We start from the raw sequence: 24,992 nt of genomic DNA, 5'->3' as shown, positions 1-24,992 counted from the left end.
TTAATATGAAAGCTACCAGAATACTCGTAGTAGAGGATGAAGCGATCGTAGCAATGGTGATCAAAAAGAGGCTCATGAACCTTGGTTATAGTGTCTCGGGTGTTGCTGCTACAGGAAAGGATGCAATTACCAAAGTGGAAGGAACATTCCCTGACCTTGTTCTTATGGATATACTGTTAAAAGGGGATATGGATGGGATCGAAGCAGCTGAAGAGATACGAAAGCGCTTCTCAATACCTGTAGTATACCTTACAGCTCATTCCGACGAGAATACCCTGGAAAGAGCAAAACAAACAGAACCCTATGGATACATACTCAAGCCATTTACAGAAAGGGATCTAAGCAGCAATATTGAAATCGCGATACACAAACATCTGAAGGAAAAGCAAAAAGATAATTCTGCTGGAGAGGAATAACACCTTTTTCCAACCTTTGCTGTCATCCTTTCCAGGTCCCTCTCACAAAATGAGCAATCGCAGGAATAGGTTGCTAAAAATATAGCTGTCTTCTTTTGCAAGGGTTTAATTGCAAACATAACAAAAAGATGACTTCTACTTCTGATGAATCCATGGAAGCATCAACAACTCATGTTTATTTTGATCAGGACTTCGTTTGATCAGAGGACTTTTGTTCACAGAGACATTCATCTCCTCTTTTACTTTTCCTGAACAGGTTTGCTTTAATGCATGAGATCCATTTCCAGTGAAGTATGAAATGGATAGCAATAAAAACTGTCAGTAGTATGGATGATCTGTTGTGTATCATTGTCCATGTGGTTTTGGTAAGTCCCATATAGACCTGGTACCTCCCCTGTGGAATTCCCTCCGGGATTACAAGATACATGAAAAATCCTGTAAAAGCCACGATTATGAAAAGTAACAAAAGTATGGTATCCACAATATAATTTGTTCTGGTTCTGTTCAATTTCTATCCTCTTTTATCTGGTAAATGTGAATAGAGACCATGGTTAAAAGTCGTTGTGTTTTCAAAAGGATGTAAGGTCATAGAGAATGAGGTCCACGTAATTTATCCTGAACACAGATCATACTACTACAACACCTTCCAATATTCCATTTTCAGTTCATTTTCGTGATAATAGTTTTGTCGATTTTAATGCCTTTGTCCTTTTTGATCTAATTGTCAATTCAGCTTAAAAAATACATTTGAATGATAAGGTCAAATCACCCGGGTTTCGCCTTATTGTGCTGACATCGTCTGTTCAATAGGTCGTGTAATATTTTAATGCAGTTTCCAAAAACGCAATCGGCTAGGTTATATAACTTTCAGGACACTGTTGTATTTAGTAATGCCTGTGATGATTTGGCATTGACTTACCTAAACTGAGTAATACAAAAAGGTGAAATAAAATGGGAAATCAGGAACTTTTTGACAAACTTAAAAATGCAATCGTAAACCAGGACATTAATGGATGTCCAGCAGCAACACAGGAAGCACTCGACGCAGGAATAAGTGCATTCGACATTATCAACAACGGATTAGCACCAGGCATGAAGATCGTCGGTGACAACTTCGAAGCAGCGACAATCTACCTTCCACAGATCATGATGTCTGCAAAGGCAATGAACGGTGCAATGGAGATCCTCGAGCCAATCCTTGCAGAAGAGCAGGGAGACGACGAAGGTGTCGGAATGGCTGTAACGTTTGTTCAGGAAGGAGATATTCACGATATCGGTCACCGTCTTGTTACAACAATGCTTGGTGCAAACGGCTTTGAGATCATGGACCTTGGAACAGATATTCCAAATGAGGATGTAGTCGAAGCAGTTGCAAAGAACAAGGGCAAGAAAATGATCCTTGTCGGTTCCGCACTGATGACAACCTCAATGCTCGGCCAGAAAGACGTAGTAAGGTTACTTGAAGAAGAGAACCTCAGAGGCGAAGTCAAGATCATGTTCGGTGGCGCACCTGTCACAGATGCATGGATCGAGGAGTGTGGTGCAGACGGCACAGCCGAAAACGCAGCAGAGGCAGCCAGAGTAGCACTTGAGCTTATGAGCGCATAAATTAGGGGTAATTAAAATGACATTCACAAAATCAGTAACTTGCTTTGACTTCTATGACCGTGCACAGAACGGTGAGAAATGTACCCAGGATGACTGGGACTTGATGACCATCCCAATGAAGGCAATGGAACTCAAACAGAAATACAACCTTGACTTTGGCAACGAGTTCGTTCCAACCGACAAGGACCAGATGGAGAGACTCTTCAAGGCAGGTTTCGACATGCTTCTTGATTGTGGTATCTGGTGTACCGACACAAAAAGGATCGTCAAATACACAGAAGACGAGATATGGGATGCAATCAACAATCCACATCTGGAATTCCAGCTTGGTACCGGCAGAGATGCAGTACAGATGAAGAAGAGGTCCGTTGGTGACAAGAGAAAGCCAATCGTACAGGGCGGTCCAACAGGTTCCCCTATCTCTGAAAATGTATTCATGCCAGTTCACATGAGCTATGCACTTGAGAAGGAAGTCGACACGATCGTTAATGGTGTAATGACAACAGTTCGCGGTAAACCAACCATCCCAGGTAGCCCATACGAAGTTCTTGCAGCAAAGACAGAGACAAGGCTCATCAAGAACGCAGCAGCAATGGCTGGTAGGCCAGGTATGGCTGTTTAGGGACCAGAGACCTCCCTGTCCGCTCAGGGTAACATTGCTTCCGACTGTGTCGGTGGCCAGGGTTGCAATGACAGCCACGAAGTATCACAGCTCAACGAGCTTAAGATCGATCTCGACGCAATTGCAGTTATCGCACACTACAAGGGTAACAGCGACATAATCATGGACGAACAGATGCCAATCTTCGGCGGATACGCTGGTGGCATTGAGGAAACAACAATCGTGGATGTTGCAACTCACCTCAACTCCATGGTAATGAGCAGTGCAAGCTGGCATCTTGATGGTCCTGTCCACATCAGATGGGGATCAACCAACACCAGGGAAACATTGACCATCGCAGGATGGGCATGTGCAACTATCAGTGAGTTCACAGATCTCATGTCTGGTAACCAGTACTACCCATGTGCAGGTCCATGCACAGAGATGTGCCTCCTTGAAGCAGCAGCACAGTCCGTAACTGATACAGCATCTGGTCGTGAGATCCTCTCAGGTGTCGCATCAGCAAAGGGTGTCATCACTGACAAGACAACCGGTATGGAAGCAAGGATGATGGGAGAAGTCGCACGTGCAACAGCAGGTATGGACATTGATTCCGTAAACGCTGTACTCGACAAGCTAGTTGGATCATATGAGGGCGACTACGCAAAGGCACCTGCAGGCAAGACATTCCAGGAATGCTACGACGTTGCAACCGTCACACCAACTGACGAGTATGTCAAGGTATACGATGGTGCAAGGAAGAAACTCGAAGAGTTTGGTCTTACATTCTAAGACTAAAATAGTGTATCGATAGTTTTGCCAGCGACTCTCGCTGGCTTTTTTTTATTCATCATTTGTCACTATTTAATAAGATAATTCATTGTCAAATCAACATAAAACAATGCTAAAGGGGGCATACAATATGGATATGTGGACTTTAATAAACGGGGTTATCTACCTCATAGCCTTTGCCTTAATAGGTTGGATGTTGCTAAACGCTAGTAAAGTATCCAATGAATAAATTGATAAGATGGAGGAGGATCAATGTCTGAAAATTCGAATGAACCGATCGAACTGGTAAAGACGCTACGTCCATATCATGTATGGGCACTTGGTGTCGGTATCGTGTTGGTCGGTGAATATATGGGTTGGAACTTCACAGTTGCAAAAGGTGGTATACTCGGTTCACTCTTTGCACTTCTGGTTGCAGGTACCATGTATATTATGGTTGCATTATGCGCTAGTGAACTGGGTTCATCCACAAAACTTGCAGGAGGACCTTATGATTGGGCGAGATTATTCGTAGGGCCGGGTGCGGCGGCCATTGTGGGTCTTGCTGTTTATATGGAATATATTGCTCTGGAAGCTGCCGATGCTATTGTCGTAGCATGGATAGCGGAATCGATATTCCCGGATATACAAACGTTTCCGGTCACATTGCTCGTTATCGCAGCACTCACATTTATGAATTATCGTGGAGTTGTAGCGGCATTAAACCTTAATTTTGCTTTAACCTTCACTGCTTTGATCGCTATTATAGTATTTTTCTTTATGACTATCAGCGGAGTAGGTGGAACATGGCATCCTGAGTATCTTATTTCCGGTGCTATGCCAAATGGTTTCATAGGTATCTTTGCAGCACTCCAGTTCGGTCCATGGTTCTATCTGGGTATTGAAGGAGCAGCAATGTGTGCTGAGGAATGTAAGCACCCAACAAGAGCAGTTCCTCTTGGTCAGCAGGCTGGTATGATCACACTGTTGCTTGCAGCAGGTATGACACTCTATGTCTGTGCAGGATTCATCCCAACAGAGATGCTTGGTGTTTCTGCATACCCACTATACGAAGCAGCAACACAAAGTGGAGTTAAGTTCCTGGTTGCTTTCCTTGCAATAGGTACACTATTTACCTGTCTGGCAAGTGCGAATGGTACTGTCTGTGACTCATCAAGATCATGGTTCGCTCTTTCAAGAGACCACTTCCTTACACCATGGTTCTCAGCAGTACACCCAAAATACAACACTCCATACAGAGCAGTTATCTTTACAATGCCAATTGCGATCGCATTTGCATTCAGTGGTTTCCTTGATCAGGTCATTACGTTCTCGATCACATCAGGATTGGTATGTTATGTGATGATCCCATTCTCCCTGATACGCTTCAGGAAGATGTTCCCGGAACACACGCAGAAAGTACGTCCATTTGTTGGACCACTACAGCCTTATCTTGCATACTTCACGATCTTCCTTGCGATCGTGATCATGTCAACACTGAACTGGGGTTACAGCTACAACCTCGTCTTCGGACTGGTGTTCTATGTGGTTGCATACTTCTACTTCTCGTGGAGATACAGAAGCATAGATGCAAAACACGACTGGGGAGAAGACCTTGGATGGCCTGAACCTGCACACAGGAGATGAACGGGAGGCGATAAAATGGTAGATGAAGCATTATATCATAACAAATTGAAGCAGGACGCAGGAGTGATCCTGGTTGTATTGGGACTGCTATACTTCTCGGAGACGTATATTGTCTACAATATCCTGTCAACTCTTTGGGGCGAAGTTCCTGAACTGGGTACGATCTGGCCGATCTACATAGTATTCTACCTATTGTTGATAGGTATAGAGACTATCGGATGTCTGAGGGTCTACAATTCCATCAAGGAACACATGTTCGACTTTAAGTATTACGACTGAGGAGGAAAAGACATGGCTGAAGAAGTAAAAGAAAGAAGCATGTTCATGCAGATCGCGGACATCCTGTTCATCTTCATATTAGCAGGTATCTGCGTTGTAACTCCTGTAATCCTTCAGGGAACGGTCCTTGTAGGTTGGGAAGGAACAGGCGGTATGCAGTTCGTATGGGATCCAGTCTCATATTTCGGCCTCCTGGCTGTAATAATTGTGTTCTTTGGTGTGATCCTGTATCACTCGGTGAAGAATTACAGGTTCTGAACATGAGAAATAGTTGTCAGCAAATTGCTGGCAACTATATATTTTCAAAGACTATATAATATAATGAATTAAGGGGTGAGATTCTATGACCGAACAAGTAATTAACCACCTGAAAGATCCGGAGAATATCACGGAAACCGAGATGAAGCATCTCCCTGTTATCGAATCTGAAGATGTGATGACAGCAGAGGGTTCATTTAAAGTTACTGTGAGACTCGGAGAAGTCCCACACGTAATGCAGGATGACCACTATATCGAGTGGATTGAACTGTATCTGGGGGATACGAAGGTCGGAAGAGTTGAGCTTTCACCTTCCGATGAGAAAGCAGAAGCAACATTCACTGTAGAACCTACAGAAGAGATCGTTGGAATACGTGCCTTCGAGATCTGCCATATTCGTGGTGTGAACGTTTGTGGGGACTGTGGGACAAAAGCTGTGATAATGAAGCTTAAAGCATTAGCAAGCTGCAATGTCCATGGCCTTTGGCAATCTGTCAGGCAAGTTGAGATCATGTCAAAAAAGGTTAAGGAAGGAAAATCCTGCGCCTGGCATGCAAAATAAATGAATATGATGTATGGGGGTACATCTACAGAAATGCCGGAAATATCTCTGGCATTTTCATATTTTTTTAGATTTATATTGTTTTCTAGGGAGTGGGAGCTATGAATGAAAAGAATATCCTCATAGTGGAAGACGAGATGATCGTTGCCATGATGATCAAACTTAAACTTCTGGATATGGGATATAAGTTTGCAGGACATGCCACATCCGGGGAAGATGCAATAAGAATGGTTGAAGAGGAAAAGCCAGATCTTATTATCATAGATATTTACCTGAAAGGAAAGATGGATGGCATTGATGCTGCAACTGAAATTCTGAAGTCACACATTGTTCCAGTTATCTTTCTTACCGGAGATCCATCCAGGGAGACAAGATCAAGAGCATCCATTGCAAATCCTGTTGGTTATCTTCAAAAGCCTTTTATGGATGAGGAATTAGAGTATATTATAGAATCTGCCTTCCATAAGGCCAAGAGTCCTGCCTTCAAGCAAATGGCCCTTGATATGGTCGGATGATTTGTATTTAATCTTTTTTTATACTCAACTTACTGTCAATCGCGACCTTAAACAGCATTAAGTCAGGAAACAATACATTATATGGGACTGGGAGCGGAAGGGACTTTTGCCAACTGGCTGTGATACCCCCTTGCTTCTGCTCCCACATCGTGCTCCTTATTTTTAATGCGATTACCGCTTAATTTTGTCGGTGTGCCAGCACCATCGTACACTTCGATCTTCGCATCGGTCGTCTCCTTGACATACGCTTCTGTGAGGTAGTCATGCATTTTGACAAGTGTGATGTCTACAGGTGCTACGAATGCACCGTAAATCTGGATGTCTGATCCACTTGCAAGATCAATGCCGGCAGTTGCGAGTGCGGTTGGTGTGCCTACGCCTGCTGTCAGAACCACGAATTTGGATTTGTGATCATCGATTTCTTCGTCCACGAATTCAAACTCAGCTGATATCTTCTCAGCAAGTGTGCCACCTCTTTTCCTGAAATCTCCTGGAGTAATAGCTGTATATGCCATGTATCAGTGACTAGAAGTGGAGTATAAAATGGAAAGTTGAAATATGATTATTACTGTTGGTGAAAGAAAATAAATCATGGATAATGTCACCATTATTAAAAGGTCAACATTAAATATTCTAAAAGATATTTGTAGTCATATTTATAATGAATTCAGACTCAAATAAATTCCCCAGATACCACTGGCGACCATACTTACTGAGATCGCACCCAGGAACAGACCGAATAGCCTTGTAAGTACCAGCATTCCATTATATCCCATTTTTTTGTGTATTCTCCTCGAAAAGAGAAATGTTACCATGGCTATTGAATAAGTTAGTATCAATGCGAGTATTATCAGAAACTTTTGCTGAACCACTTCAGCAGTTTCTGTAAGAACTATAGCTGTTGTTATGGTACCAGGACCTGTTAAGATAGGCATTGCAATTGGGAATATCCAGATATCTTCACGTTTATAGGCTGCATCTATCTCTTTATCAGTAATGTTTTGTTTTGAGATCTTGGCATGTGTCATATCAAAAGCTACCATTAAAAGTAATATGCCACCGGCAACTTTCAGTGAATCAAGACTGATACCAAGAATATCAAGAATAATGGTTCCCGTAAAAAGGAAGAATAAGGCAATAACAAATGCCAATGTAACAGATTTCTTTGCAATTAAGTTCTTTTCACTTCGGCTCAGGCCATCGGTCAGCGTTATAAAAGTAATTACTCCGGTAATAGGGCTTACGATAACAAATAATTTGATAAAAGAATAAATGAAATACCCGACACCATCCATTTGTTAATACAAGTGCATATTGATTAAAAAGTATGCGATTGTGATATCATCTTGAGATTATGTAGAGTACAAACTGGTGATTCCACCGAAATTCTTGAAAATATAAGAAAAAGAGAGGGAAAACAAATTCCCTCTTAAATTCCGTTGTCATACAGTGCTGCATACGGTTCCTTGACCACAGTGACCTGGTCAAACCAGAACTGTATGATAACGTCATGTGTCTCGTTGTCCGTGTACTGGTTGAAGTTGAACCCGAAGTTAGGCACGGTGCGGGTGGTCTTCCTACCATCAACAATAGTCGGATAGCTGATCTTCTGAGTTGAGTACCGTGGACTGTTGTTGTAGTAGATGGTATCGGCAGGATTGTTCTTGTCAAGTGCCAGAACATAGCCTTCATCGATTCCGGACATCAACTTGTGCACGCCGGACCCAATCACTGGGATATTGATGGAATCGCCTGTAATGGTCGGTGTACCGTAGATCTCTTTCTGTTTGGTTTTATCAATGTCCGCAGAGGTGAGGTAGCCCTTCAGCTCATACCATTTGGTCTTGTTGGTAAAAAGATGTCAGTCATCCTGTATGGATATCCCTCACGTTCCATCTGTTCCTCGAGCCGGATGAGATAGTCTACGGGTATTGCAGAGGGATCGCTCCAGACAGCTGCAGGTGTCCAGGCAGGCGTTGTAGCAGCAGCTTTGATAGCAGTTGCAATATCATCATTGTGATCATGTGAAAGTCAGAATGCTACTTTGTTGTAAGCACGCCTGATCTCGTCCACACCATCTGTGAAGTCAATGGCATCTTCATCAATGCGGATGGCAAATCCTTTCTTGTTCAGAAGTCCAGATTTCATCTCCATTGGCGTGATGTCAAGATAAGTCCAGGCTGCACTTGGTGTCCTGGTACGTGGCTTCTTCTTGGTGTCACTGGATGCACTCACGGTCTCCTGCTTGTAGGATACCGCACGTGCATCTGCCTTGACCTTTGGAAGCATCTCAAGGAATGGATGCAGAGGCTCCATTATCTTGAATACTTCACCGACTACGAACTCTTTTCTCAGAAACTTCTGGTTTTGACCTGAAACCTGAGTAATTTCAATCACCTCTTAATATGTACATAAATCAGTGACTAGATTCGGCTTATAAAAAGGAAAGTTGGAAAATAGTAAGATGCAAATAATTGAAAAATAAACAAGAATGTCAGCAGTTCGCTAATATTCAATCCTTTAATAATAATCCTAAAAGCAATTATAATATTCCAATATCCAGTTTATTTACATTAAATCTCGGAAATCGATGCTTAACTCTATCGTTACTCCAGTGATTTTGCTTTCTCGACAAAGGCCATGACAGTTAGTACAAAAGTGGCATGTGCCCAGGTGAGAGGACTCACACTTAAAGGACTCCCATCAAACGGATTCAGCTGCTCTGCCAGCATACCGGTCTCTGTGGCTCTATCTGTGACCCACAGTATTATCTCCCTTGCTTTTTGCAGGTCGCTGATACTCTTTGCCATCTGTATATACCATTGTGCTACCCATAAGGTACATATGAACCAAGGATTACCTGGAATTATCTCCGGATCGTATTGCGCAACTTCTTGATATTTATCCTTATAGAAGCGAGCGATGCCTCCTACCTCAGTCTTCACTGACAGTATGTTTTCTATACTTTTCATAGTGCTAACCACTCTGGCATCGTCGGGGGGGAGCACCCCGAACTGGGATACGGCGTAAAGACTGGCATCTACGGTCTCATCCCTAGGGTTGATGCTTCGCAAGAACCGTCCCAGTTCCTTATCATACAGGTGATTCTCGATCCCCCATTTTATTTCCATGGCAGCCTTGTTGTAGCTTTCTGCAAGGTTAGTGTCTCCATACATTGTTGCAAACTTGGCAGCACATATGAGTCCCGCATAAACTGTCGAACATGTATAGCTGTGAACCGCTCTTTTTTCCTCCCACAGATTATAACTGGGTTTTGGGAGTCCAGTAGAAGGATCCCTGTACTTGGTCATGAACTCGGCAGCTGGTATTATCATTGAGTGATAGGCCGAATCGATGTTCTCGATAGATCTTGTAATTTTATAATGATTCCACAAAGCCACGATAATAAGTGCTGTACTATCTTCCTGTATCGGAAGTTGGATATTTCCCTCAGCTGTTATCCAAGGCATCCAACCACTTGCAAGGGTACCTGTAGGATTGTATTTTTGCAGGAAATATCCGTGATCATGGAGAAGTACTTGACAGTATTTAAAGAATTTTTGCGCAGTCCCTGAGTAACGAGTTATGTCCAGTGCCATGGCAACAAATGCACTGTCTCGCGGCCACATATAACTGTATGAATCCATGTTGAACCTTCCAAGAATATCACTATCATTGGCAGCTATGATCGCGCCATCGTTATCGATCTGCGATCTTATAATAAGTAGACTGTGTTTGAATAAGTCTCCCACTTTTGGCGGAAGATCAAAAAAATCGTACTTTTCCTTGTTCACCCATGAATAAGAGTGCTGTCCTACATAACTCATGATCTTTTCAGGTGTTGTATTATGGACAAGCTCATTGAGCCGCTTGACTTCAAAGAAAGTTTTCCCTACTGCGATCCAGCAATATATTATTTTTGTTTCTCCCGCTGCCAGATGCTGGGAGAAACTTATTATACTTTTCACTGCCCCAACCTGAATGGAGTTCATGTTAAGCTCTCCAGACTTAATAGTACCAGATTCATCTGTCCCTTTTGGACCTACTTCATACTGGTCAAAGTATGGTGAGCCACTAATAAGGAAGTAGCGCGAGTCCTGATAATGTATTATGGATTGCAATGCAGGGTCAAAGATAGCCGTATCACCGTTCGGGTTCTCGTAAAGGGCAATATCATGGCTGAAAAGTAGCTTCAGGTCCACATCTATGGTATCGGTATTGGTTATTGCTATCTTTCGAATGAATACATTCTCATGAGGATGTACACATTCGTTAAGCTTCAACTCAATTTCAAGACGATCGTTGCGATAGTAGCTATCAGTTACCAACCGATCTTTCTGGTAACCAAGTTTGTGGCTCCAATCATCGCCGATCAGAGAGACCATACCAAGGTTTTTTCCTTCCACTTTCACCCCTATCCTACAATGTCGTCCATTCACATGGTTCTCATTTCCAATATGGGGGAAGTACATGTCCCGGATGCTTGCATTCATATCAAGATTCACTAGCAGTGAACCGTTTCCAACAACGAGTGGTTTAGGCATTTGAGCGTCACCTTTAACGTAGATTCTCACGTATAAATGTACATCATGAGCTAAAGTAGTTTCCTGTTTTATGGGATACGAGAAATGACGCCATTAAATTATCGGGGGTTCTAATTTAAAGGGTCAACATACCTAATTGGCTGTGATACTATAACGGGATAAAGTGTGGGGGTATAATTACGGATTTCAGTCTAAAAAGGACCGACACTGGTGCGAACATAGGAATCCTTTCTTATGAGTATCCACCAAATTTTTTTGGTGGAGTGGGCATCCATGTAGGTGAGTTAACCAAAAGTCTTGCAATCGGAAATGATCAGATACATGTGTTTACATCCAATGTACAGGAATCGAACGAACCGTTGGTCCGAAACGTATGGGTACACGGACTACCAGAACTTCATTATCAGGCATCTAATAATTTCAGTGCGGTATATAAAAAGATACTGACCAACATCAATGTGGCTGCGATGGTGAAGAAACAGTTTTCAGGTGGTAGTCTGGATCTGTTACACTCGCATGGTGGGTTGATCCAGTTAGCTGCTGCATTATCAAAGCAGAGCACCCGGCTGCCACTGGTGATGACAGTTCACAGTATAGATATCAACAGAACGAAGCCAGACGGGCTTAGTGTTATGATGGAGAAAAATGTGATGGCCATGGTGGACAGGTTCATTGCAGTATCAAAGTCCATACAAGAAGAACTGGAGCAAACATTTGGAATCGAACATGATAAGATTACGATTATTCCAAACGGTGTGGATACTGAGACATTCAAACACCAAAATGCGGATGACATCCAAAGAAAATACAAACTTGATAACCGATTCGTTGTGCTGTTTGTTGGAAGGAATGACCCACAAAAGGGCGTGATGTATCTGGTTGATGCCGTGCGAAGGCTCCAGAAAGACATCCCAGAGATAATGCTGGTAATGGTCGGCCAGCCGGATATATATCATGACAAGCATATCCTCTGCCTTCCGCATGTGGGGAAGCATGAACTCATTAAATTATACTCTCTCTCCGACGTGTTCGTGCTGCCAAGCATCTACGAGCCTTTCGGTATTGTGCTCATGGAAGCCATGGCATGTGAAACCGCGTGCATTGGGACACGGGTTGGAGGGATACCAGACATCATTGACCACAACCGGACCGGGGTTCTGGTGGAGCCGGAAAGCGGTGCAAATATCGCAGAAGCGATTGATAGATTATATCATGATCCAGAAAAGAGGTGCCTGATGGGAAAAATGGGCCGTGAGAGGGCGATAACATACTTTGACTGGCAAGATATAGCAAAGAAGACTGGGGAGGTATACCGGCAGGTGCTTAATTAAAACCAGAGTCTGCTCTTGATGTACTCAATGTTAGCCTATCATGGATTCGATTCACACATGTGCCTCTAGATCACTCTTTCTATGTTGCATCTGAAACCCAGATAAATCTCTCCCACTCGCACCTAATGTCAAGCCAGATATGATTGACACACAAGCATCTCAGAGCAGAAATGTACTCAAACGATAGAAGAGCCACCACAACAAACAACCATCATCGAATTGTAGAGGAGTGAAACTGCACAATAAACTCAAAACAATTACAGTAGTTCGCTAATTTCAATTTAAAATCATATAAACGAATCATACGATATATTTATATGAGGTGAAATCCCCTCCCCATGTATATCCAGTCACAAAAGAAAGCCTCCTCTACTCAATTTTAAATGAAATTTTAATATTGTTACGGTTATATATTATATCTCAATTGACAACTCGCTTTTATAGGATGTGTCCAAAGTAATATTTGGGATAAGTTTTAGTTGTGTAAATTGTATTTATCAAGACTCATGAATTAAAATGCTACAAAATGAGTCTATAAACGACTTCTATTAGATTATGGGACAAAGGGGGAGGGGGTAAGATGAAAGGGAATGTCTGTAAGAAAATTATGATTGCAACCGACGGTTCAGATAATGCAAAAAACGCAGTTTCTTATGGTATTGAAATTGCAAAAGGGACTGGGGCTGAAGTTTATGCAGTATATGTTGTTTCTGACGAGTATGGCCTAGTTGCACGAAGGGGCATAAGTTGGGCGAAGGAAATTGAAGAAAAATTAGTTGATAGGGGAGAACGTGCAACTGCATATGTAGAAGAAGCTGGAAAGAAAGTTGAAGTTCAGGTGGGATCTGTATTGCTCAAAGGCAGACCAGCTGAAGAGATCATCGATTATGCAGAGAAAAATGATATTGACCTGATAGTGATGGGCACACTTGGTTTGACGGGAATTAAGAGGTTCTTAATCGGTAGTGTAGCAGAAAATGTTGTTAGACATTCCAAGGTATCGGTGCTGGTTGTGCGATGACATGTGGGAGTCTGAAAATCTGTTAATTTTCAAATATCCATTTCTCTTTCTCATCGTCCCAGTACAGTCCAGCTTTCCGCTTCTGTTCTTCGAAAAACTCGTAAGGAGTGTCAAGCTCAGGATCATTGAAGAAGACTACACTTCGGTGACGACAATGGGGTTCGTGAAGGGTCTGAAGAGCTAGATCTGATTGTTCAGTCCCATACTCAAACATTTTTCCAACTAAGCTTGCGTGGCTGGGACGGGTCCTAGAGTCCAATGCTCCCACATATCTCCAAAAATGAAATCCCATCTTCTGATGACCTATAGCTCGACCTTCAGCCTAGGCAGAGTGTGTTGCAGTTCGTCCAAGCATATCTGCGTAGTTGCCTACGGTGGTGACGTATTGTTTTGTTATGACCTTCTCGACTTCGCGTAGAGTGTCATCCTTACCAACTTGGACAATCTTCCGAGTCTTGTCAACATTGTTGATCACAACCTTCTCTTGACCGTCCAGGACCTGCTTGGTATAGTTCGCGATTTCTTTGTATCCACCATTGTCTCGTAGGATATCCCGAGCTTTGTCTTTGAGCTGTTCACCCATCTGTAATTGAATTCCATGATGTATCCGAAGTGTTCAGCTGACAGTTTCTTGATAGCACGTTCCTGCTGGTCTGATAGTTCCTTGTCATCGGGGTATAACGGCACAGTGATTGGATTTGAGCCTGCTACGAAGGCAACTGCTATCCACTTAGACATAGATTCAGTCTGCTGAGTATCGAGTTTGGAAATAATGATGTCGATATTCTGATCGATTGTTTCAAGATCAAGTTCTGTGGATGATCGGAGGATAGACACATGAGGAAGTTAAGTCTTGAGTATAAAAAGGAAAGTTCAGGAACCGTTACATGATGTCCCTGTAATACAAAATTGATGTTATTTAGCAACTCACACACAACGGACAGCCAAAGTGCTTGTAAATCTTTTCTTCGTATTCGCGAGTAGATATATCAGGCCATTTCTCTTCTGAAAAACCCGGTGCACTATCCAGCGTGGAGCTAGCAACATCCAGAATAAAACTGTGTTTTTCCCCCAATTTGAAAACTCCCCACGGAATGCCAACATATCCATCTCTACTTTTAAGCGACACAATGACGTATGGAATACAATTTTGCTCCAAGTCTATCATAAAGTCTACGAAATTCCCAATTTCTTTTCCTTCTGCATCCTTTATAGGATCCCTTTCTATAGTTTCTACTGATAGCATTTTCGGTTTTGTCATATTCGAATTAACCCCCGTTAAACGAATTCGATGAGCATTTGTTATGCCCGTTATATTATTCAAGATGAAACTATTTAGTTATTATCATAAAGTGCAGGATGAGGAGTGTATGACTATGATCACTAAAGAAGACGTGATGAAAGTTCTTAAGAAATGCTACGATCCCGAGATTCCGATCAATATCGTGGACCTTGGGTTAGTGTACAATGTAGATGTTGAAGGCGACCAAGCCAATATAAAAATGACCCTGACAACGCCAAGCTGCCCGATGTATGCAGTGATTCTGGATAATGTCAAGCAGAAGGTTGAATCGATTGACGGGATAAAGAAGGCTGAAATCGAGTTGGTATGGGATCCCCCATGGACACCTGATCGCATATCAAAAGAAGTAAAAAACGACTGAGAATTAAATAATGGTCATTGGAAGCCACATAAAAAGGAAAGTTCAGGAACCGTCACAATCCCCTTTCCATGAACATGAGTACCGGCTCAATACCCTTTATTTTCTTCAAATCCTTGAAGATATTCTGGATGAAAAAAGATGGTTTTGACCATCATGCATGGCTGAAACTAAATATAAAAATCAATACTCGAAACGTTTTTACAGAATGAGAAATGATTCTATATCAATGGCAGCTGCGAATAAATATCCACCTGCTAATCGTAACGCATTTAAATGTGATTTGATAGGTTTTAGAGAAGTACACAGCCTTGCTAAGACACTTGCTAACAAAATAAAAGGTTCTGGATATTTTCCTGACATCATAATTGCGATAGGCAGAGGTGGCTATGTGCCTGCCAGGTTAGTGTGCGATTTTCTACTTTTTGATGACTTAACGTCAATAAAGATCGAGCACTACAAAAGAGCTGCAGATATTCAAGAGACTGTAAAGCTCAAGTTCCCACTGTCTATCGATATTCATGGTAAAAAGATCCTTGTTGTGGATGATGTTACCGATACGGGTAAAACACTAAGTCTTGCCGTAGAATACCTGAAACCCCTTAAACCGGCAGAGATCAAAACGGGGGTTCTCCAGCACAAAATATGTTCGGATTTCGTTCCGGATTATTATGCCAAAAAAATAGTTAAATGGCGCTGGATCGTTTACCCATGGGCTGCTTATGAAGTTCTCACAGGATTTACCGAAAATATAATTGCTGACAGGACTTTAACCCCCAAGCAAATTTGTAATGAATTTGATGCCTGCTACAGTATAACTATAAAACGATCGGATCTGACAGAAATACTTGAAGACTTGAAGGAAAGGGGACGTATAGAGTGGATTGATGATAAAGGGAATATACTATGGAGAAAAGCAAACGTTTCGAAGTAAACTGTGGCTAAGTGGATTGCAGGTGCTTTGATTTGTATAAAAGACAAGTCAGAAACGTATATAATTTTCACATCCTGAATTGCAAAATATTAAATGGACTCTGTAGAAATCATTTGCCTAACATTTTCGTTGCTCGTTATGGATGGATATATAAGCAAAAAAACATATGTCGCATTGGGGAGTTCTTTAAGGATATCTTCAATTCGATTCCCACATTTGAATTCTTGGCCTTTTGGAACTCACCTCTACATTCTGTTTCTCCATAACTTTGCAAACTCTATCATCAACAGAAACTTTCTGTTCCCAGCCATCCCCTCACATGAGTATTGAGAGTAAACGGCTTATCACTCTTGGGTATTCTGCTTCGTGTACTGTCCTGATAGACAGCATTTGTATTTAATAGAACAACAAACAACTTCATAAACAATAAATCATAAAAGAGGAGATTGTATGGGGGTTATTTGATTTATTGAAGAGTGAATTCGCCTTTACCGAAATCAAAACAAATGATAAAACAGGGGAGTGATTTTATGGTCGAATCTGACGTTGTTGAGGTTGTTAAGCTACACAACGAATTAGAAGAGCTTCAGAAAAAAATTGCAGCTAAAGTACCACTTGATGAATTATTAGATGAATCGTTCATGAGAATATACACGTTTTTTGGATTTGTTACTGTCCAAGAACTTATAGATGCCTGTGAAGGACTTATCGGTCTTGCTTATTCAGATATCGATAAAAACGATGAAAAATTCAATGAGTACATCAGGGATAATACTTCGTTTGACAACTGGTCTGAAATGATTGGTAAGGCAACCATGTTATGGGCAGAAAAACAATTAGAACAAAAATAAAGTTCTCTCGAAAATTGAAGGATAGGGTACTAACAATCGATATAAGCGGAAGGGTAGCATGGGGCTCTTTGATTTTTTGAAAGGAAAAACTTTGGAAGAAAAACCAAAGCAAAAACGTTCGAATACAATTGATCAATATTCAAACATAAAAGCTTTGCATACCGAATCGATGATGTACTTTCAAAAAGCGAGGGAACTCTATGAAAACAACGAAGAGTTTTTCCCGACACTCCAAGAATCGGCACGATTTCAATTGCTAAATCATCAAAAAAATGGTATCTACAGAGTGGAAATACTTGCTGCAGGATCCCAATCATGTAAAGTATGTCGTGTATTTGAGGGTATGGTAGTTACAATTGAAGAAGCATTTGAAAAGATGCCTATCCCACATAAAAACTGCAATCACAATCCGAATGAAAATGGAGAGGGGTTCTGTAGATGTCTGTATATACCATACATTGAGGATGTGTAATTTAAAGGCGAAATCATGTATGTCCGCACACGCTGCTCTCACTGTAAGCAAGTCGATTACCACGACATTGCAATAAACACGCTGGTACACAAGACCGTATTCAGTGACCACAGTCAGATTAATGATCTCACTCGTACCGAGGCCTCCGGAGCATCCACACAGTACAATTGCTTTGTTCCGGAGTGATGCAAATGGTAGGATTGAACGGATCTCTTCCTTGCTCGGGGCGTTCTTATGATTTTCAAGTGGAACTGCATGCTTTGATTTCCCAAGATTTGGAATGTCGATATCGAAGTTCCTGTAGAAGGACTTGACAGCTGACATCTATATGCCGATTGTCTTGGGAGCATAGTCAGCCTTGACAAGGGACTGGTGGAAATTGATCATATACTGTTTGATCTTTCTCTCCCGGGGAATCAGACCATTGCGGTTATCGTCCTCAGCTTCGCGAATAAGTTCCTCTGGTGACTTTTCGTAAAGTCTATGTACTTACAGATACAATGTAAATATCGGGTACGGGTACTATCAGAATATTCCTGGTCATCAAACCAGTCCTCTATCATATACTCGTCAGCAATTTCGTCCACCTTGGGCATTGACGAATGTATTGATGATCAAGTGTTCGGTCTAATGTTTACTCAGGCCGTTCTCTTCTGATCACAAAGAAAAGTTTAAAAGATCCGGCAGAGAAATTTGATATGAAGCTTAATAAGGAACAGGGTCGATATATTATTCTGGGTAGTATCGATGGTCTTCTGGCTGTGCTTGGTGTGGTAATTGGAACCTCGCATGTTGTTGATGATCCTTCAATTATCATAAATGCAGCACTTGGTGGTGCGGTCGCACTGGCCATGACCAATGGTATTGGATCATATCTTGCAGAGAGTGCCGTCGAATACGGGAATCTGGCCGAACTCGAAAAACCATTACTAAGGAGTCTGGAATCAACTGATCTCGAAGCCAGGACAAAAAAGAAGATATGGAACGATTCAATAGCTCATGGCGGGTCAAGCTTTCTAGGATCCCTTGTCCCGATCTCGCCATTCTATTTCTTTGACGAGATGGCTCTTGAGATAGCTGTCGTATTAAGCATCTCTGTTCTTGCCATACTGGGGATCTATTCCGGGAAGATAGCAAAGCAAAGTATCATAAAACATTCTGTGAGAATGGTCGGGCTTGGTATTCTGATCGTTGCTGCTGTTACATTACTCGGACTTGAATAAAAGGGAATCCGGTAAATAGATGGAATACAAATAGATTAATGGAGTTGTCATTATGGGGGATATAGCATACAGGAACATCCTTGTTCCAATAGACGAGACACAAATGTCAAAAAGAGGTGTCGACCACGCCCTTCATGTTGCAGAAAAAGAAGGCGGCAATCTCATAATCGTCTATCTGGAAAAAAAGAAGGAACTTGAATCCATCTTTCCAAAAGAGCTTTCTGAGAAAATGCTGGCAGTTGTTAAAGAGAACATCGAAGCTAACATGGAATATGCACTAAGCGAAGCTGCAAAAGCAGGTATCTCAGCCGAAAGGATCGTTCTCAGCAGCGAAGATATAGGTGGTGACCTGATAAGGATCGCAGAAGAAAGATCAGTAGACCTTACGGTCATGGGATCCGAGTCCCTGAGGAAAGATCCGCTTGGCAGTCTCACACGCTGGATAATTGCAGCGGATGTAGGGCCAGTACTTGTTATCACCAGCGAGGACTGACACATTCAGTTTAAATGTAATGGAAAGCTATAGGGTAGACCATGGTGATGTCGACTTTATTGCTTTTCCTGTTAGGCCTTATTCTGATCACTAAAGGAGCGGATTGGTTCATCGAATCCGCAGTATCCATTTCCACAAAAAGTGGTCTCCCAAAGATCCTTATAGGGGCTACAATTGTAAGTTTTGCCACAACTGCTCCCGAGTTCACCGTTTCTGCAATAGCTGCATATATTGGTCACACCGATCTCACCATAGGGAATGCAGTGGGCTCAGCTATCTGTAACATCGGCCTGGCACTGGGATTGGTCATAACGATCAAAGCAATACCCCTGGAAGATGAAGGTTTCCTCCATAAAGGCGCCATCATGCTTTTTTCAGGACTCACGCTTATAGCTTTAACACTGGATGGCAATCTAACATCAATTGATGGTCTGATACTGCTTGCTATTTTCGTAGGTTTCCTTTACTACAACTACCGACTTCAGTCTGCAATATTCGACGGACCGGAAAATAAGAGGGAAAAGTTGTCCCTGAAAGAAATGAGATCAGACATTTTCTATTTCATAATTGGCTCAGCATGTGTGGTTATTGGCAGTCGTGTACTTGTAGACACAGGAACTGAGATCGCATACTGGCTGGGGATCCCTGAAATGATCATAGGACTGACACTTGTAGCCCTTGGGACATCGTTACCAGAGCTCATAACTGCTATTTCCGCAACATTGAAAGGACATCAGGACCTCTCCATAGGCAACATCCTTGGTGCAAACACAATGGACATTGCAATGATACTGGGATTCTCATCACAGATCCGCACACTTCCTATCCTCGATCAATCTATCAGCTATGACTTCCCGGTCATGATCCTCATTATGCTGATGCTGGTCATCTTTGGAATAACAAGAAAACGGCTTGACAGGTGGGAAGGTGGAGTGATCCTTATCACATATTTTGCCTACATTGCAGGTCTTTTCATATTCTATAATTGAGAATTGTACTAAACCGGATCATTATAATGGATATTGTTCGTCTAAGATCCATTATACCTTTTCTCCTACATCCTGGCAAAAAAGTAATGTACCTCTCGATATGCTTAAATCCTAACAAACTGAATTTATTATGGGGAATTACAATGAGCAAAATATGGCTGATATTATTGATTGCTATCACTATGGTAGCTGCAGGATGTTCTGGTGACGATACTGAGACAACGACCTACACAGACGATGATGTGGAGATCACAGTCACATCACCGGATGATGCTGAAAATGAATGGTGTCCTGTGGGAACTACATGGCAAGCATCAAATCCACAAACCGGTGAGAGCATGGAAATGGAGATCGTCGGAACCGAGGTCATTAATGGAGTGACTCTATGCAAAGCAGTCGTCGAGATCGAACCTGTTACAGAAGATATTGCTAAAATTGAATACCTGTGGTCAGAAGAAGCTGAGATGGTTATCTGGACCAGTTACGATACATCCGACAATGTCATATCAGAAATGAAAATCATCGATGGGGTTATGACCATCACAGATGAGAACGGACAGGTCATGACCTTCGACATGAATGAACAATAATATGCCTTTGTGAATATGTGGTATTTTCCGCAATATTCACCTTTTTTACGTTTTTTCATATTATCTTTCCTTTCTTCATGGATCTCCGGACTAAATTGATATTTTTGTTCTCCTGGACGATTTCCCTTAGAAAAGGTAAAGAGCTATAATCCATCACATAGTATAGCTCAGCATCACATTCAACTAATCACTTTATAGAAGGATAGAGAAATGAGCTCAACCCGCTTCATAATCACTGTAATCGGTATCGACAAGATAGGTATTGTTGCTAATATCACAAAGGTGATGGCAGATTTCAATGTAAACATTGTTGACATTAGCCAGACCCTTATGGAAGACCTGTTCACCATGATAATGCTGGCAGGTGTAAAATATGAGAACTTCGATCTGACATCATTCCAGAAAGCAATGTCTGAAGAAGGGGAAAAGCTTGGGGTGGAAGTGCGTGTCCAGCATGAGGATGCATTCCGCTTCATGCACAGGATCTAAAAGGAGGATATCGTATGCTTGTACATCCTGAAGAGATACTGGAAACCATCCATATGATCAAAGCGGAGAACCTCGATATCCGCACAGTTACAATGGGTATCAACCTTCGTGGTTGCTGTCACAATGATATTGAAGTTTTTAATGAAAGGATCTATGAGAAGATCACCGGTTATGCAAAGGAACTTGTAAGGACCACAGAAGATATACAGAATCTCTATGGCATCCCGATCATAAACAAACGCATAGCTGTAACTCCAATAGCCATCGTTGCCGAAAGCTGTGATTCAGATGATTATGTTTCCATTGCAAAGACACTTGACCGTGCAGCAGAAGATGTGGGAATCGATTTTATTGGCGGTTTCAGTGCCCTCGTGCATAAAGGAGCAACACCTGGAGACATAAAACTTATCAATTCCCTTCCGCAGGCACTTGCAACTACAAAGAAGGTCTGTGCATCCATAAACGTAGCTACCACAAAAGCAGGTATCAATATGGATGCTGTGGCAATGATGGGGGATATCATCAAAAAGACCGCGGAAGCAACAAAAGATGATGATGGGATCGGCTGTGCAAAACTTGTTGTCTTTGCCAATGCACCGGAAGACAATCCGTTCATGGCTGGTGCATTCCACGGTATAGGCGAACCTGATTGTGTTATAAATGTAGGTGTAAGCGGTCCGGGAGTCGTGAACTCTACCATCAGGGAACTTAAGGACCCTAACCTTGGTGAGATCTCTGAAGCGATCAAGAAAACAGCTTTTAAGATTACAAGGATGGGTGAGATGGTCGGAAGGGAAGTTTCCCGTCGTCTCAATGTTGAGTTCGGTGTTGTTGACCTGTCCCTGGCCCCAACACCTGAGATCGGTGACAGTGTAGCTGCTATTCTTGAAGCAATGGGACTTCAGAACTGCGGGACCCATGGGACCACAGCAGCCCTTGCACTTCTTAATGACGCCGTGAAGAAAGGTGGATCAATGGCATCCTCGTATGTCGGAGGCTTAAGCGGTGCATTTATTCCGGTAAGTGAAGATGCTGGTATGATACATGCAGTTGAGATCGGTGCGTTGAGTCTTGAAAAGCTCGAAGCTATGACAAGTGTCTGCTCTGTGGGGTTGGATATGATAGCTATTCCGGGTGATACAAGTGCCTCCACGATCTCTGCTATCATTGCAGATGAGATGGCCATTGGCATGATCAACAAGAAGACAACTGCTGTGCGCCTGATACCTGCCCCGGGAAAAAAAGTTGGTGACAGCGTGGAGTATGGTGGACTTCTGGGACGTGCACCTGTCATGGCCGTATCTAAATTCAGCTCAGAGGAATTTATAGGGCGCGGTGGAAGGATACCAGCACCTATACAGGCACTTACGAACTAATGTTTAACGTAAATAATGGGAACGCGGATCAGCTGCCATTTCTCTCGGAGCAGATAGCAATAATTCTGTCCGCAATGGCACTTTTCCTTTCGCCTTTCTCTATTTTAATGTGAATATCCAGGTATTTTTCATATAGCACCTTACGCTCATGATATAGCTCTTTCAGGCTTTTTTCCTTCAAACCCACAACTCCTCTTTTAGAAGGATCGATCCTGCGAGCTATCCGTCCAAACGGGGCATCCAGATAAACAATAGTTGAGAGTGTCCTCAGGTGCTCCATAGCAACTTCAGAATAGATCATACTGCCTCCTGTTGCAATGATACAATTTCCCGAGGGTTCAAGATCAAGAACAACCTGTTCCTCCAGTTCAAGAAAGGCATTATCTCCGGATTTGTCAATGAATGATTGCAGGCTCATACCTATCTTTTTCTTAATGAGGGAGTCGATATCAACAAAACCATAACCCAGTTTCTTTGAAAGTAACTTCCCAATTGTGGTCTTGCCCACACCTGACATTCCAATAAGCGTGATGTTCATGTTTTGACTCATTTGTGATTTGCTCAAAGATTATCAGGATCGAATAAATAATTTTCATCAAAAATAAATGCCAGTGTAAATATATATCTAGATATATAAACTAATTCATAGTTAAGTTTATATCGTAATGAACTTCCTTTATATATGGGAGAATCCAAAGTGGATCAGTTAAAGGAAAGTCTGGGTGGAGACCTATCTACAAATGGGCAGAAAATACAGACGCCAGTAGGTCATGCATTAAGAATGGACACTGATTTTAGCGTAAGAACTCCTAAAGGAACACTGAATGGAAAAGCCGGGGATTATATCATTAAGCACGAAAGTGGCATGGTATCCATAATTAAATCATATGTTTTCAACAAAAAATATGACTTCTTACGCTAAAAAGAATTCAACTAGCATTCTAATGAAAAAATGAATTGCTATACGTTTTTAGTTGACGCTATGTATTTATTCGGTCTGTATCCTGAAAAGAATAGCTCTTTTAGAACCCTTGTCAGGATGTAAAAGCTTATCTAACTTCCAGAGGAATAACAGACACTATCATGGATCATGAAAGGTTCTTACTCTATTCTTCCGCTTTTGTAATAATGGGTCTTTCCAATGCAGTCATACCCATACTTCCTGAGCTTGCTGCTACCGGGCAGACGACAGCTGTTACCTCAACAAGCCTCTTATACTCATCTTTTTTCCTGGGTGCACTTTTCACTATGCTCCCATTCGGAATTCTTAGTGACAGATTCTGCAGCATGAAATTTGTAGTACTCGGATTGATACTTTCATTCATATCAGGAATCGCTATAGCCGTCACAAATGATTTCATGATCCTCGTGCTGGCACGCTTTATTGAGGGTGCGTCATGTGGTGCGTTCTTCCCCGCTGCATTTTCAAGGTTAGCACTGTTCACAAAAAAGATGCGATACATTGGCGAATTTAATTTTCTGATCAATGGAGGACTTGCTGCAGGTGTCGCTATTACCGGTTATCTTGCGGATATCAGCATTAAATATGGAATATACCTTTTTGTTACGCTAACTGCCTTTACCCTGGTTTTCGCATTCTATCATATGACCTGCCTTGCCGGAAAACAGGACAACGGAAATGTGTCAGGAACAAGCACAATGTCGGCTAGAACTTATATCTCATTTGTTACAAGCAAGAGCTCACTCAGTATATGGATAATTTCATTCCTGCTTGCAGGATCAAGTGGTGTGCTCGTATCTCTTTATCCTGAGTATGGCAGCTCCTTTCTGACAAAGACCGAGCTGGGGGTCGCCATCTCATTATTATACCTGTCAACCATGATCTCATCGATCACAATAGCACGTTTTAATTTTAGCTACGATGATCTCATAAAAAAAGGCATCCTTATCACAACGTTCGGGATAATTGCAACCATATATTACCCAATGGCAGGATTTACTGTTATAGGTCTTGGATCAGGGATCATGTTACTTGGACTTCCACTGGCGATCACAACCATGAAGATCGATCATGGAATGGCAATGGGTATTTACAATACCTGCATTTATGCAGGACTGGCATTGATGCCACTTATAGCAGGAGTATTTACAGGAGCATTTGATATTGGGACGATATTTGCAGCGACTGCATTGCTATTCGGTGCAACTGTGCTCCTGAATCATTTTTCGATGCGATCTTCATCATGAAAGTAATGACAGGATCATACTTTTTCATCTCTAATACGATGTTATAATTATTTTTATTGATAATGAGTAACTCTTTAGCATCAATTGCCGGTGTAAACAAGAGTTTAGGGGAGCAGGCCGGATAACTGGAATCAATATCAAAAGATATAATAA

At 42.0% G+C, this 24,992-nt stretch carries 31 protein-coding genes and 1 pseudogene; 23 read left to right on the top strand and 9 right to left on the bottom strand.

Annotated elements, in window-relative coordinates; translation table 11 throughout:
• Positions 1-5 precede the first annotated feature (5 nt).
• Positions 6-416, top strand: a complete 411-nt coding sequence (locus E7X57_RS07765) for a response regulator (protein ID WP_135612341.1) — start codon at positions 6-8, stop codon at positions 414-416.
• A 184-nt stretch (positions 417-600) separates the two neighbouring features.
• Here E7X57_RS07765 and E7X57_RS07760 read toward each other — a convergent pair whose 3' ends face one another.
• Complete coding sequence (locus E7X57_RS07760; protein ID WP_135612338.1) at positions 601-924, bottom strand: DUF4405 domain-containing protein; 324 nt, start codon at positions 922-924, stop codon at positions 601-603.
• Positions 925-1,367: 443 nt separating this feature from the next.
• On the opposite strand from E7X57_RS07760, the gene E7X57_RS07755 reads away from it, so the two are divergent.
• From E7X57_RS07755 to E7X57_RS07725, 7 genes and pseudogenes are all read left to right on the top strand, one after another.
• Entirely contained in the window at positions 1,368-2,024 is a 657-nt protein-coding gene (locus E7X57_RS07755) for a methyltransferase cognate corrinoid protein (protein WP_135612336.1), read from the top strand.
• Between the two features lie 16 nt (positions 2,025-2,040).
• Positions 2,041-3,417, top strand: a pseudogene (locus E7X57_RS07750) (monomethylamine:corrinoid methyltransferase).
• A 252-nt stretch (positions 3,418-3,669) separates the two neighbouring features.
• Positions 3,670-5,043 (top strand): APC family permease, encoded by a 1,374-nt coding sequence (locus tag E7X57_RS07745; RefSeq protein ID WP_135612335.1) that lies wholly within the window; start codon positions 3,670-3,672, stop codon positions 5,041-5,043.
• A 15-nt stretch (positions 5,044-5,058) separates the two neighbouring features.
• Positions 5,059-5,322, top strand: coding sequence for a monomethylamine transporter (locus E7X57_RS07740; RefSeq protein ID WP_135612333.1), 264 nt, complete (start codon positions 5,059-5,061; stop codon positions 5,320-5,322).
• Positions 5,323-5,334: 12 nt separating this feature from the next.
• The gene (locus E7X57_RS07735; protein WP_135612331.1) at positions 5,335-5,580 is read left to right on the top strand and encodes an AcrB/AcrD/AcrF family protein; all 246 of its coding nucleotides are present in this window, start codon (positions 5,335-5,337) and stop codon (positions 5,578-5,580) included.
• A gap of 85 nt (positions 5,581-5,665) precedes the next feature.
• Positions 5,666-6,142, top strand: coding sequence for a class II SORL domain-containing protein (locus E7X57_RS07730; RefSeq protein WP_135612329.1), 477 nt, complete (start codon positions 5,666-5,668; stop codon positions 6,140-6,142).
• 101 nt (positions 6,143-6,243) lie between these two features.
• On the top strand, positions 6,244-6,657 hold the full coding sequence (locus tag E7X57_RS07725) for a response regulator (protein ID WP_135612327.1): 414 nt from the start codon (positions 6,244-6,246) through the stop codon (positions 6,655-6,657).
• A 77-nt stretch (positions 6,658-6,734) separates the two neighbouring features.
• On the opposite strand, the gene E7X57_RS07720 is transcribed toward E7X57_RS07725, so the two are convergent.
• The 5 genes from E7X57_RS07720 to E7X57_RS07700 form a co-directional block, all read right to left on the bottom strand.
• On the bottom strand, positions 6,735-7,172 hold the full coding sequence (locus E7X57_RS07720; RefSeq protein WP_135612325.1) for a hypothetical protein: 438 nt from the start codon (positions 7,170-7,172) through the stop codon (positions 6,735-6,737).
• A gap of 141 nt (positions 7,173-7,313) precedes the next feature.
• Entirely contained in the window at positions 7,314-7,952 is a 639-nt protein-coding gene (locus tag E7X57_RS07715) for a MarC family protein (RefSeq protein ID WP_135612323.1), read from the bottom strand.
• 134 nt (positions 7,953-8,086) lie between these two features.
• Positions 8,087-8,362: a hypothetical protein gene (locus E7X57_RS07710; protein ID WP_135612320.1), complete on the bottom strand. Its 276-nt coding sequence runs from the start codon at positions 8,360-8,362 to the stop codon at positions 8,087-8,089.
• A gap of 326 nt (positions 8,363-8,688) precedes the next feature.
• Positions 8,689-9,054: a hypothetical protein gene (locus tag E7X57_RS07705; RefSeq protein ID WP_135612318.1), complete on the bottom strand. Its 366-nt coding sequence runs from the start codon at positions 9,052-9,054 to the stop codon at positions 8,689-8,691.
• Between the two features lie 209 nt (positions 9,055-9,263).
• Complete coding sequence (locus tag E7X57_RS07700; RefSeq protein WP_135612316.1) at positions 9,264-11,201, bottom strand: glycoside hydrolase family 15 protein; 1,938 nt, start codon at positions 11,199-11,201, stop codon at positions 9,264-9,266.
• 263 nt (positions 11,202-11,464) lie between these two features.
• On the opposite strand from E7X57_RS07700, the gene E7X57_RS07695 reads away from it, so the two are divergent.
• Together E7X57_RS07695 and E7X57_RS07690 are read left to right on the top strand one after the other, a co-directional pair.
• Positions 11,465-12,532 carry a glycosyltransferase family 4 protein gene (locus tag E7X57_RS07695; protein WP_135612313.1) on the top strand — a complete coding sequence of 356 codons (1,068 nt, stop codon included), beginning with the start codon at positions 11,465-11,467 and terminating at the stop codon, positions 12,530-12,532.
• Positions 12,533-13,112: 580 nt separating this feature from the next.
• On the top strand, positions 13,113-13,553 hold the full coding sequence (locus tag E7X57_RS07690) for a universal stress protein (protein ID WP_135612311.1): 441 nt from the start codon (positions 13,113-13,115) through the stop codon (positions 13,551-13,553).
• 471 nt (positions 13,554-14,024) lie between these two features.
• On the opposite strand, the gene E7X57_RS07680 is transcribed toward E7X57_RS07690, so the two are convergent.
• Both E7X57_RS07680 and E7X57_RS07675 read right to left on the bottom strand, forming a co-directional pair.
• Positions 14,025-14,390 carry a hypothetical protein gene (locus E7X57_RS07680; RefSeq protein ID WP_135612306.1) on the bottom strand — a complete coding sequence of 122 codons (366 nt, stop codon included), beginning with the start codon at positions 14,388-14,390 and terminating at the stop codon, positions 14,025-14,027.
• Positions 14,391-14,472: 82 nt separating this feature from the next.
• Complete coding sequence (locus tag E7X57_RS07675; RefSeq protein ID WP_135612304.1) at positions 14,473-14,814, bottom strand: PRC-barrel domain-containing protein; 342 nt, start codon at positions 14,812-14,814, stop codon at positions 14,473-14,475.
• Positions 14,815-14,929: 115 nt separating this feature from the next.
• Between E7X57_RS07675 and E7X57_RS07670 the strand changes: the two genes are divergently transcribed.
• The 11 genes from E7X57_RS07670 to E7X57_RS07625 all read left to right on the top strand — a co-directional run bounded on the left by E7X57_RS07670 (position 14,930) and on the right by E7X57_RS07625 (position 22,631).
• On the top strand, positions 14,930-15,217 hold the full coding sequence (locus E7X57_RS07670) for a metal-sulfur cluster assembly factor (protein WP_135612302.1): 288 nt from the start codon (positions 14,930-14,932) through the stop codon (positions 15,215-15,217).
• 226 nt (positions 15,218-15,443) lie between these two features.
• Complete coding sequence (locus tag E7X57_RS07665; RefSeq protein ID WP_135612299.1) at positions 15,444-16,148, top strand: phosphoribosyltransferase; 705 nt, start codon at positions 15,444-15,446, stop codon at positions 16,146-16,148.
• A 530-nt stretch (positions 16,149-16,678) separates the two neighbouring features.
• Complete coding sequence (locus tag E7X57_RS07660) at positions 16,679-16,999, top strand: hypothetical protein (RefSeq protein WP_135612297.1); 321 nt, start codon at positions 16,679-16,681, stop codon at positions 16,997-16,999.
• Positions 17,000-17,057: 58 nt separating this feature from the next.
• Entirely contained in the window at positions 17,058-17,471 is a 414-nt protein-coding gene (locus tag E7X57_RS07655) for a hypothetical protein (protein ID WP_135612294.1), read from the top strand.
• Positions 17,472-17,486: 15 nt separating this feature from the next.
• On the top strand, positions 17,487-17,657 hold the full coding sequence (locus tag E7X57_RS12490; RefSeq protein WP_167880937.1) for a hypothetical protein: 171 nt from the start codon (positions 17,487-17,489) through the stop codon (positions 17,655-17,657).
• A gap of 512 nt (positions 17,658-18,169) precedes the next feature.
• Entirely contained in the window at positions 18,170-18,694 is a 525-nt protein-coding gene (locus tag E7X57_RS07650) for a VIT1/CCC1 transporter family protein (RefSeq protein ID WP_135612292.1), read from the top strand.
• Between the two features lie 52 nt (positions 18,695-18,746).
• A complete protein-coding gene (locus E7X57_RS07645) occupies positions 18,747-19,187 on the top strand; it encodes a universal stress protein (RefSeq protein WP_135612290.1) in 441 nt (146 codons plus the stop codon).
• A 47-nt stretch (positions 19,188-19,234) separates the two neighbouring features.
• A complete protein-coding gene (locus E7X57_RS07640) occupies positions 19,235-20,176 on the top strand; it encodes a calcium/sodium antiporter (RefSeq protein WP_371413180.1) in 942 nt (313 codons plus the stop codon).
• Positions 20,177-20,319: 143 nt separating this feature from the next.
• Positions 20,320-20,766: a hypothetical protein gene (locus tag E7X57_RS07635; RefSeq protein WP_244603638.1), complete on the top strand. Its 447-nt coding sequence runs from the start codon at positions 20,320-20,322 to the stop codon at positions 20,764-20,766.
• Positions 20,767-20,976: 210 nt separating this feature from the next.
• Positions 20,977-21,255 (top strand): ACT domain-containing protein, encoded by a 279-nt coding sequence (locus E7X57_RS07630; protein ID WP_135612285.1) that lies wholly within the window; start codon positions 20,977-20,979, stop codon positions 21,253-21,255.
• A 14-nt stretch (positions 21,256-21,269) separates the two neighbouring features.
• The gene (locus E7X57_RS07625; protein WP_135612283.1) at positions 21,270-22,631 is read left to right on the top strand and encodes a PFL family protein; all 1,362 of its coding nucleotides are present in this window, start codon (positions 21,270-21,272) and stop codon (positions 22,629-22,631) included.
• A gap of 28 nt (positions 22,632-22,659) precedes the next feature.
• On the opposite strand, the gene E7X57_RS07620 is transcribed toward E7X57_RS07625, so the two are convergent.
• Positions 22,660-23,169 (bottom strand): shikimate kinase, encoded by a 510-nt coding sequence (locus E7X57_RS07620; RefSeq protein WP_135612281.1) that lies wholly within the window; start codon positions 23,167-23,169, stop codon positions 22,660-22,662.
• Between the two features lie 144 nt (positions 23,170-23,313).
• Between E7X57_RS07620 and E7X57_RS07615 the strand changes: the two genes are divergently transcribed.
• Both E7X57_RS07615 and E7X57_RS07610 read left to right on the top strand, forming a co-directional pair.
• Positions 23,314-23,553 carry a hypothetical protein gene (locus E7X57_RS07615; protein ID WP_135612279.1) on the top strand — a complete coding sequence of 80 codons (240 nt, stop codon included), beginning with the start codon at positions 23,314-23,316 and terminating at the stop codon, positions 23,551-23,553.
• 161 nt (positions 23,554-23,714) lie between these two features.
• Positions 23,715-24,839, top strand: a complete 1,125-nt coding sequence (locus E7X57_RS07610; protein WP_135612277.1) for an MFS transporter — start codon at positions 23,715-23,717, stop codon at positions 24,837-24,839.
• Positions 24,840-24,992 lie beyond the last annotated feature (153 nt).

It is taken from the genome of Methanococcoides sp. AM1 (genome assembly GCF_900774055.1).
GTDB lineage: Archaea > Halobacteriota > Methanosarcinia > Methanosarcinales > Methanosarcinaceae > Methanococcoides.
This window is presented reverse-complemented; position numbering and strand designations above follow the sequence as displayed.

What these genes read in the sequence shown, in the direction of transcription:
- E7X57_RS07640 (WP_371413180.1), top strand. Translation starts at nt 19,235, where the DNA reads ATGTCGACTTTATTGCTTTTCCTGTTAGGCCTTATTCTGATCACTAAA.
- E7X57_RS07725 (WP_135612327.1), top strand. Translation starts at nt 6,244, where the DNA reads ATGAATGAAAAGAATATCCTCATAGTGGAAGACGAGATGATCGTTGCC.
- E7X57_RS12490 (WP_167880937.1), top strand. Translation starts at nt 17,487, where the DNA reads ATGTATGTCCGCACACGCTGCTCTCACTGTAAGCAAGTCGATTACCAC.
- E7X57_RS07660 (WP_135612297.1), top strand. Translation starts at nt 16,679, where the DNA reads ATGGTCGAATCTGACGTTGTTGAGGTTGTTAAGCTACACAACGAATTA.
- E7X57_RS07615 (WP_135612279.1), top strand. Translation starts at nt 23,314, where the DNA reads ATGGGAGAATCCAAAGTGGATCAGTTAAAGGAAAGTCTGGGTGGAGAC.
- E7X57_RS07735 (WP_135612331.1), top strand. Translation starts at nt 5,335, where the DNA reads ATGGCTGAAGAAGTAAAAGAAAGAAGCATGTTCATGCAGATCGCGGAC.
- E7X57_RS07620 (WP_135612281.1), bottom strand. Translation starts at nt 23,169, where the DNA reads ATGAACATCACGCTTATTGGAATGTCAGGTGTGGGCAAGACCACAATT.
- E7X57_RS07670 (WP_135612302.1), top strand. Translation starts at nt 14,930, where the DNA reads ATGATCACTAAAGAAGACGTGATGAAAGTTCTTAAGAAATGCTACGAT.
- E7X57_RS07755 (WP_135612336.1), top strand. Translation starts at nt 1,368, where the DNA reads ATGGGAAATCAGGAACTTTTTGACAAACTTAAAAATGCAATCGTAAAC.
- E7X57_RS07625 (WP_135612283.1), top strand. Translation starts at nt 21,270, where the DNA reads ATGCTTGTACATCCTGAAGAGATACTGGAAACCATCCATATGATCAAA.
- E7X57_RS07730 (WP_135612329.1), top strand. Translation starts at nt 5,666, where the DNA reads ATGACCGAACAAGTAATTAACCACCTGAAAGATCCGGAGAATATCACG.
- E7X57_RS07650 (WP_135612292.1), top strand. Translation starts at nt 18,170, where the DNA reads ATGAAGCTTAATAAGGAACAGGGTCGATATATTATTCTGGGTAGTATC.
- E7X57_RS07610 (WP_135612277.1), top strand. Translation starts at nt 23,715, where the DNA reads ATGGATCATGAAAGGTTCTTACTCTATTCTTCCGCTTTTGTAATAATG.
- E7X57_RS07765 (WP_135612341.1), top strand. Translation starts at nt 6, where the DNA reads ATGAAAGCTACCAGAATACTCGTAGTAGAGGATGAAGCGATCGTAGCA.
- E7X57_RS07720 (WP_135612325.1), bottom strand. Translation starts at nt 7,172, where the DNA reads ATGGCATATACAGCTATTACTCCAGGAGATTTCAGGAAAAGAGGTGGC.
- E7X57_RS07715 (WP_135612323.1), bottom strand. Translation starts at nt 7,952, where the DNA reads ATGGATGGTGTCGGGTATTTCATTTATTCTTTTATCAAATTATTTGTT.
- E7X57_RS07710 (WP_135612320.1), bottom strand. Translation starts at nt 8,362, where the DNA reads ATGTCCGGAATCGATGAAGGCTATGTTCTGGCACTTGACAAGAACAAT.
- E7X57_RS07745 (WP_135612335.1), top strand. Translation starts at nt 3,670, where the DNA reads ATGTCTGAAAATTCGAATGAACCGATCGAACTGGTAAAGACGCTACGT.
- E7X57_RS07700 (WP_135612316.1), bottom strand. Translation starts at nt 11,201, where the DNA reads ATGCCTAAACCACTCGTTGTTGGAAACGGTTCACTGCTAGTGAATCTT.
- E7X57_RS07635 (WP_244603638.1), top strand. Translation starts at nt 20,320, where the DNA reads ATGAGCAAAATATGGCTGATATTATTGATTGCTATCACTATGGTAGCT.
- E7X57_RS07740 (WP_135612333.1), top strand. Translation starts at nt 5,059, where the DNA reads ATGGTAGATGAAGCATTATATCATAACAAATTGAAGCAGGACGCAGGA.
- E7X57_RS07675 (WP_135612304.1), bottom strand. Translation starts at nt 14,814, where the DNA reads ATGACAAAACCGAAAATGCTATCAGTAGAAACTATAGAAAGGGATCCT.
- E7X57_RS07645 (WP_135612290.1), top strand. Translation starts at nt 18,747, where the DNA reads ATGGGGGATATAGCATACAGGAACATCCTTGTTCCAATAGACGAGACA.
- E7X57_RS07655 (WP_135612294.1), top strand. Translation starts at nt 17,058, where the DNA reads ATGGGGCTCTTTGATTTTTTGAAAGGAAAAACTTTGGAAGAAAAACCA.
- E7X57_RS07630 (WP_135612285.1), top strand. Translation starts at nt 20,977, where the DNA reads ATGAGCTCAACCCGCTTCATAATCACTGTAATCGGTATCGACAAGATA.
- E7X57_RS07690 (WP_135612311.1), top strand. Translation starts at nt 13,113, where the DNA reads ATGAAAGGGAATGTCTGTAAGAAAATTATGATTGCAACCGACGGTTCA.
- E7X57_RS07665 (WP_135612299.1), top strand. Translation starts at nt 15,444, where the DNA reads ATGGCAGCTGCGAATAAATATCCACCTGCTAATCGTAACGCATTTAAA.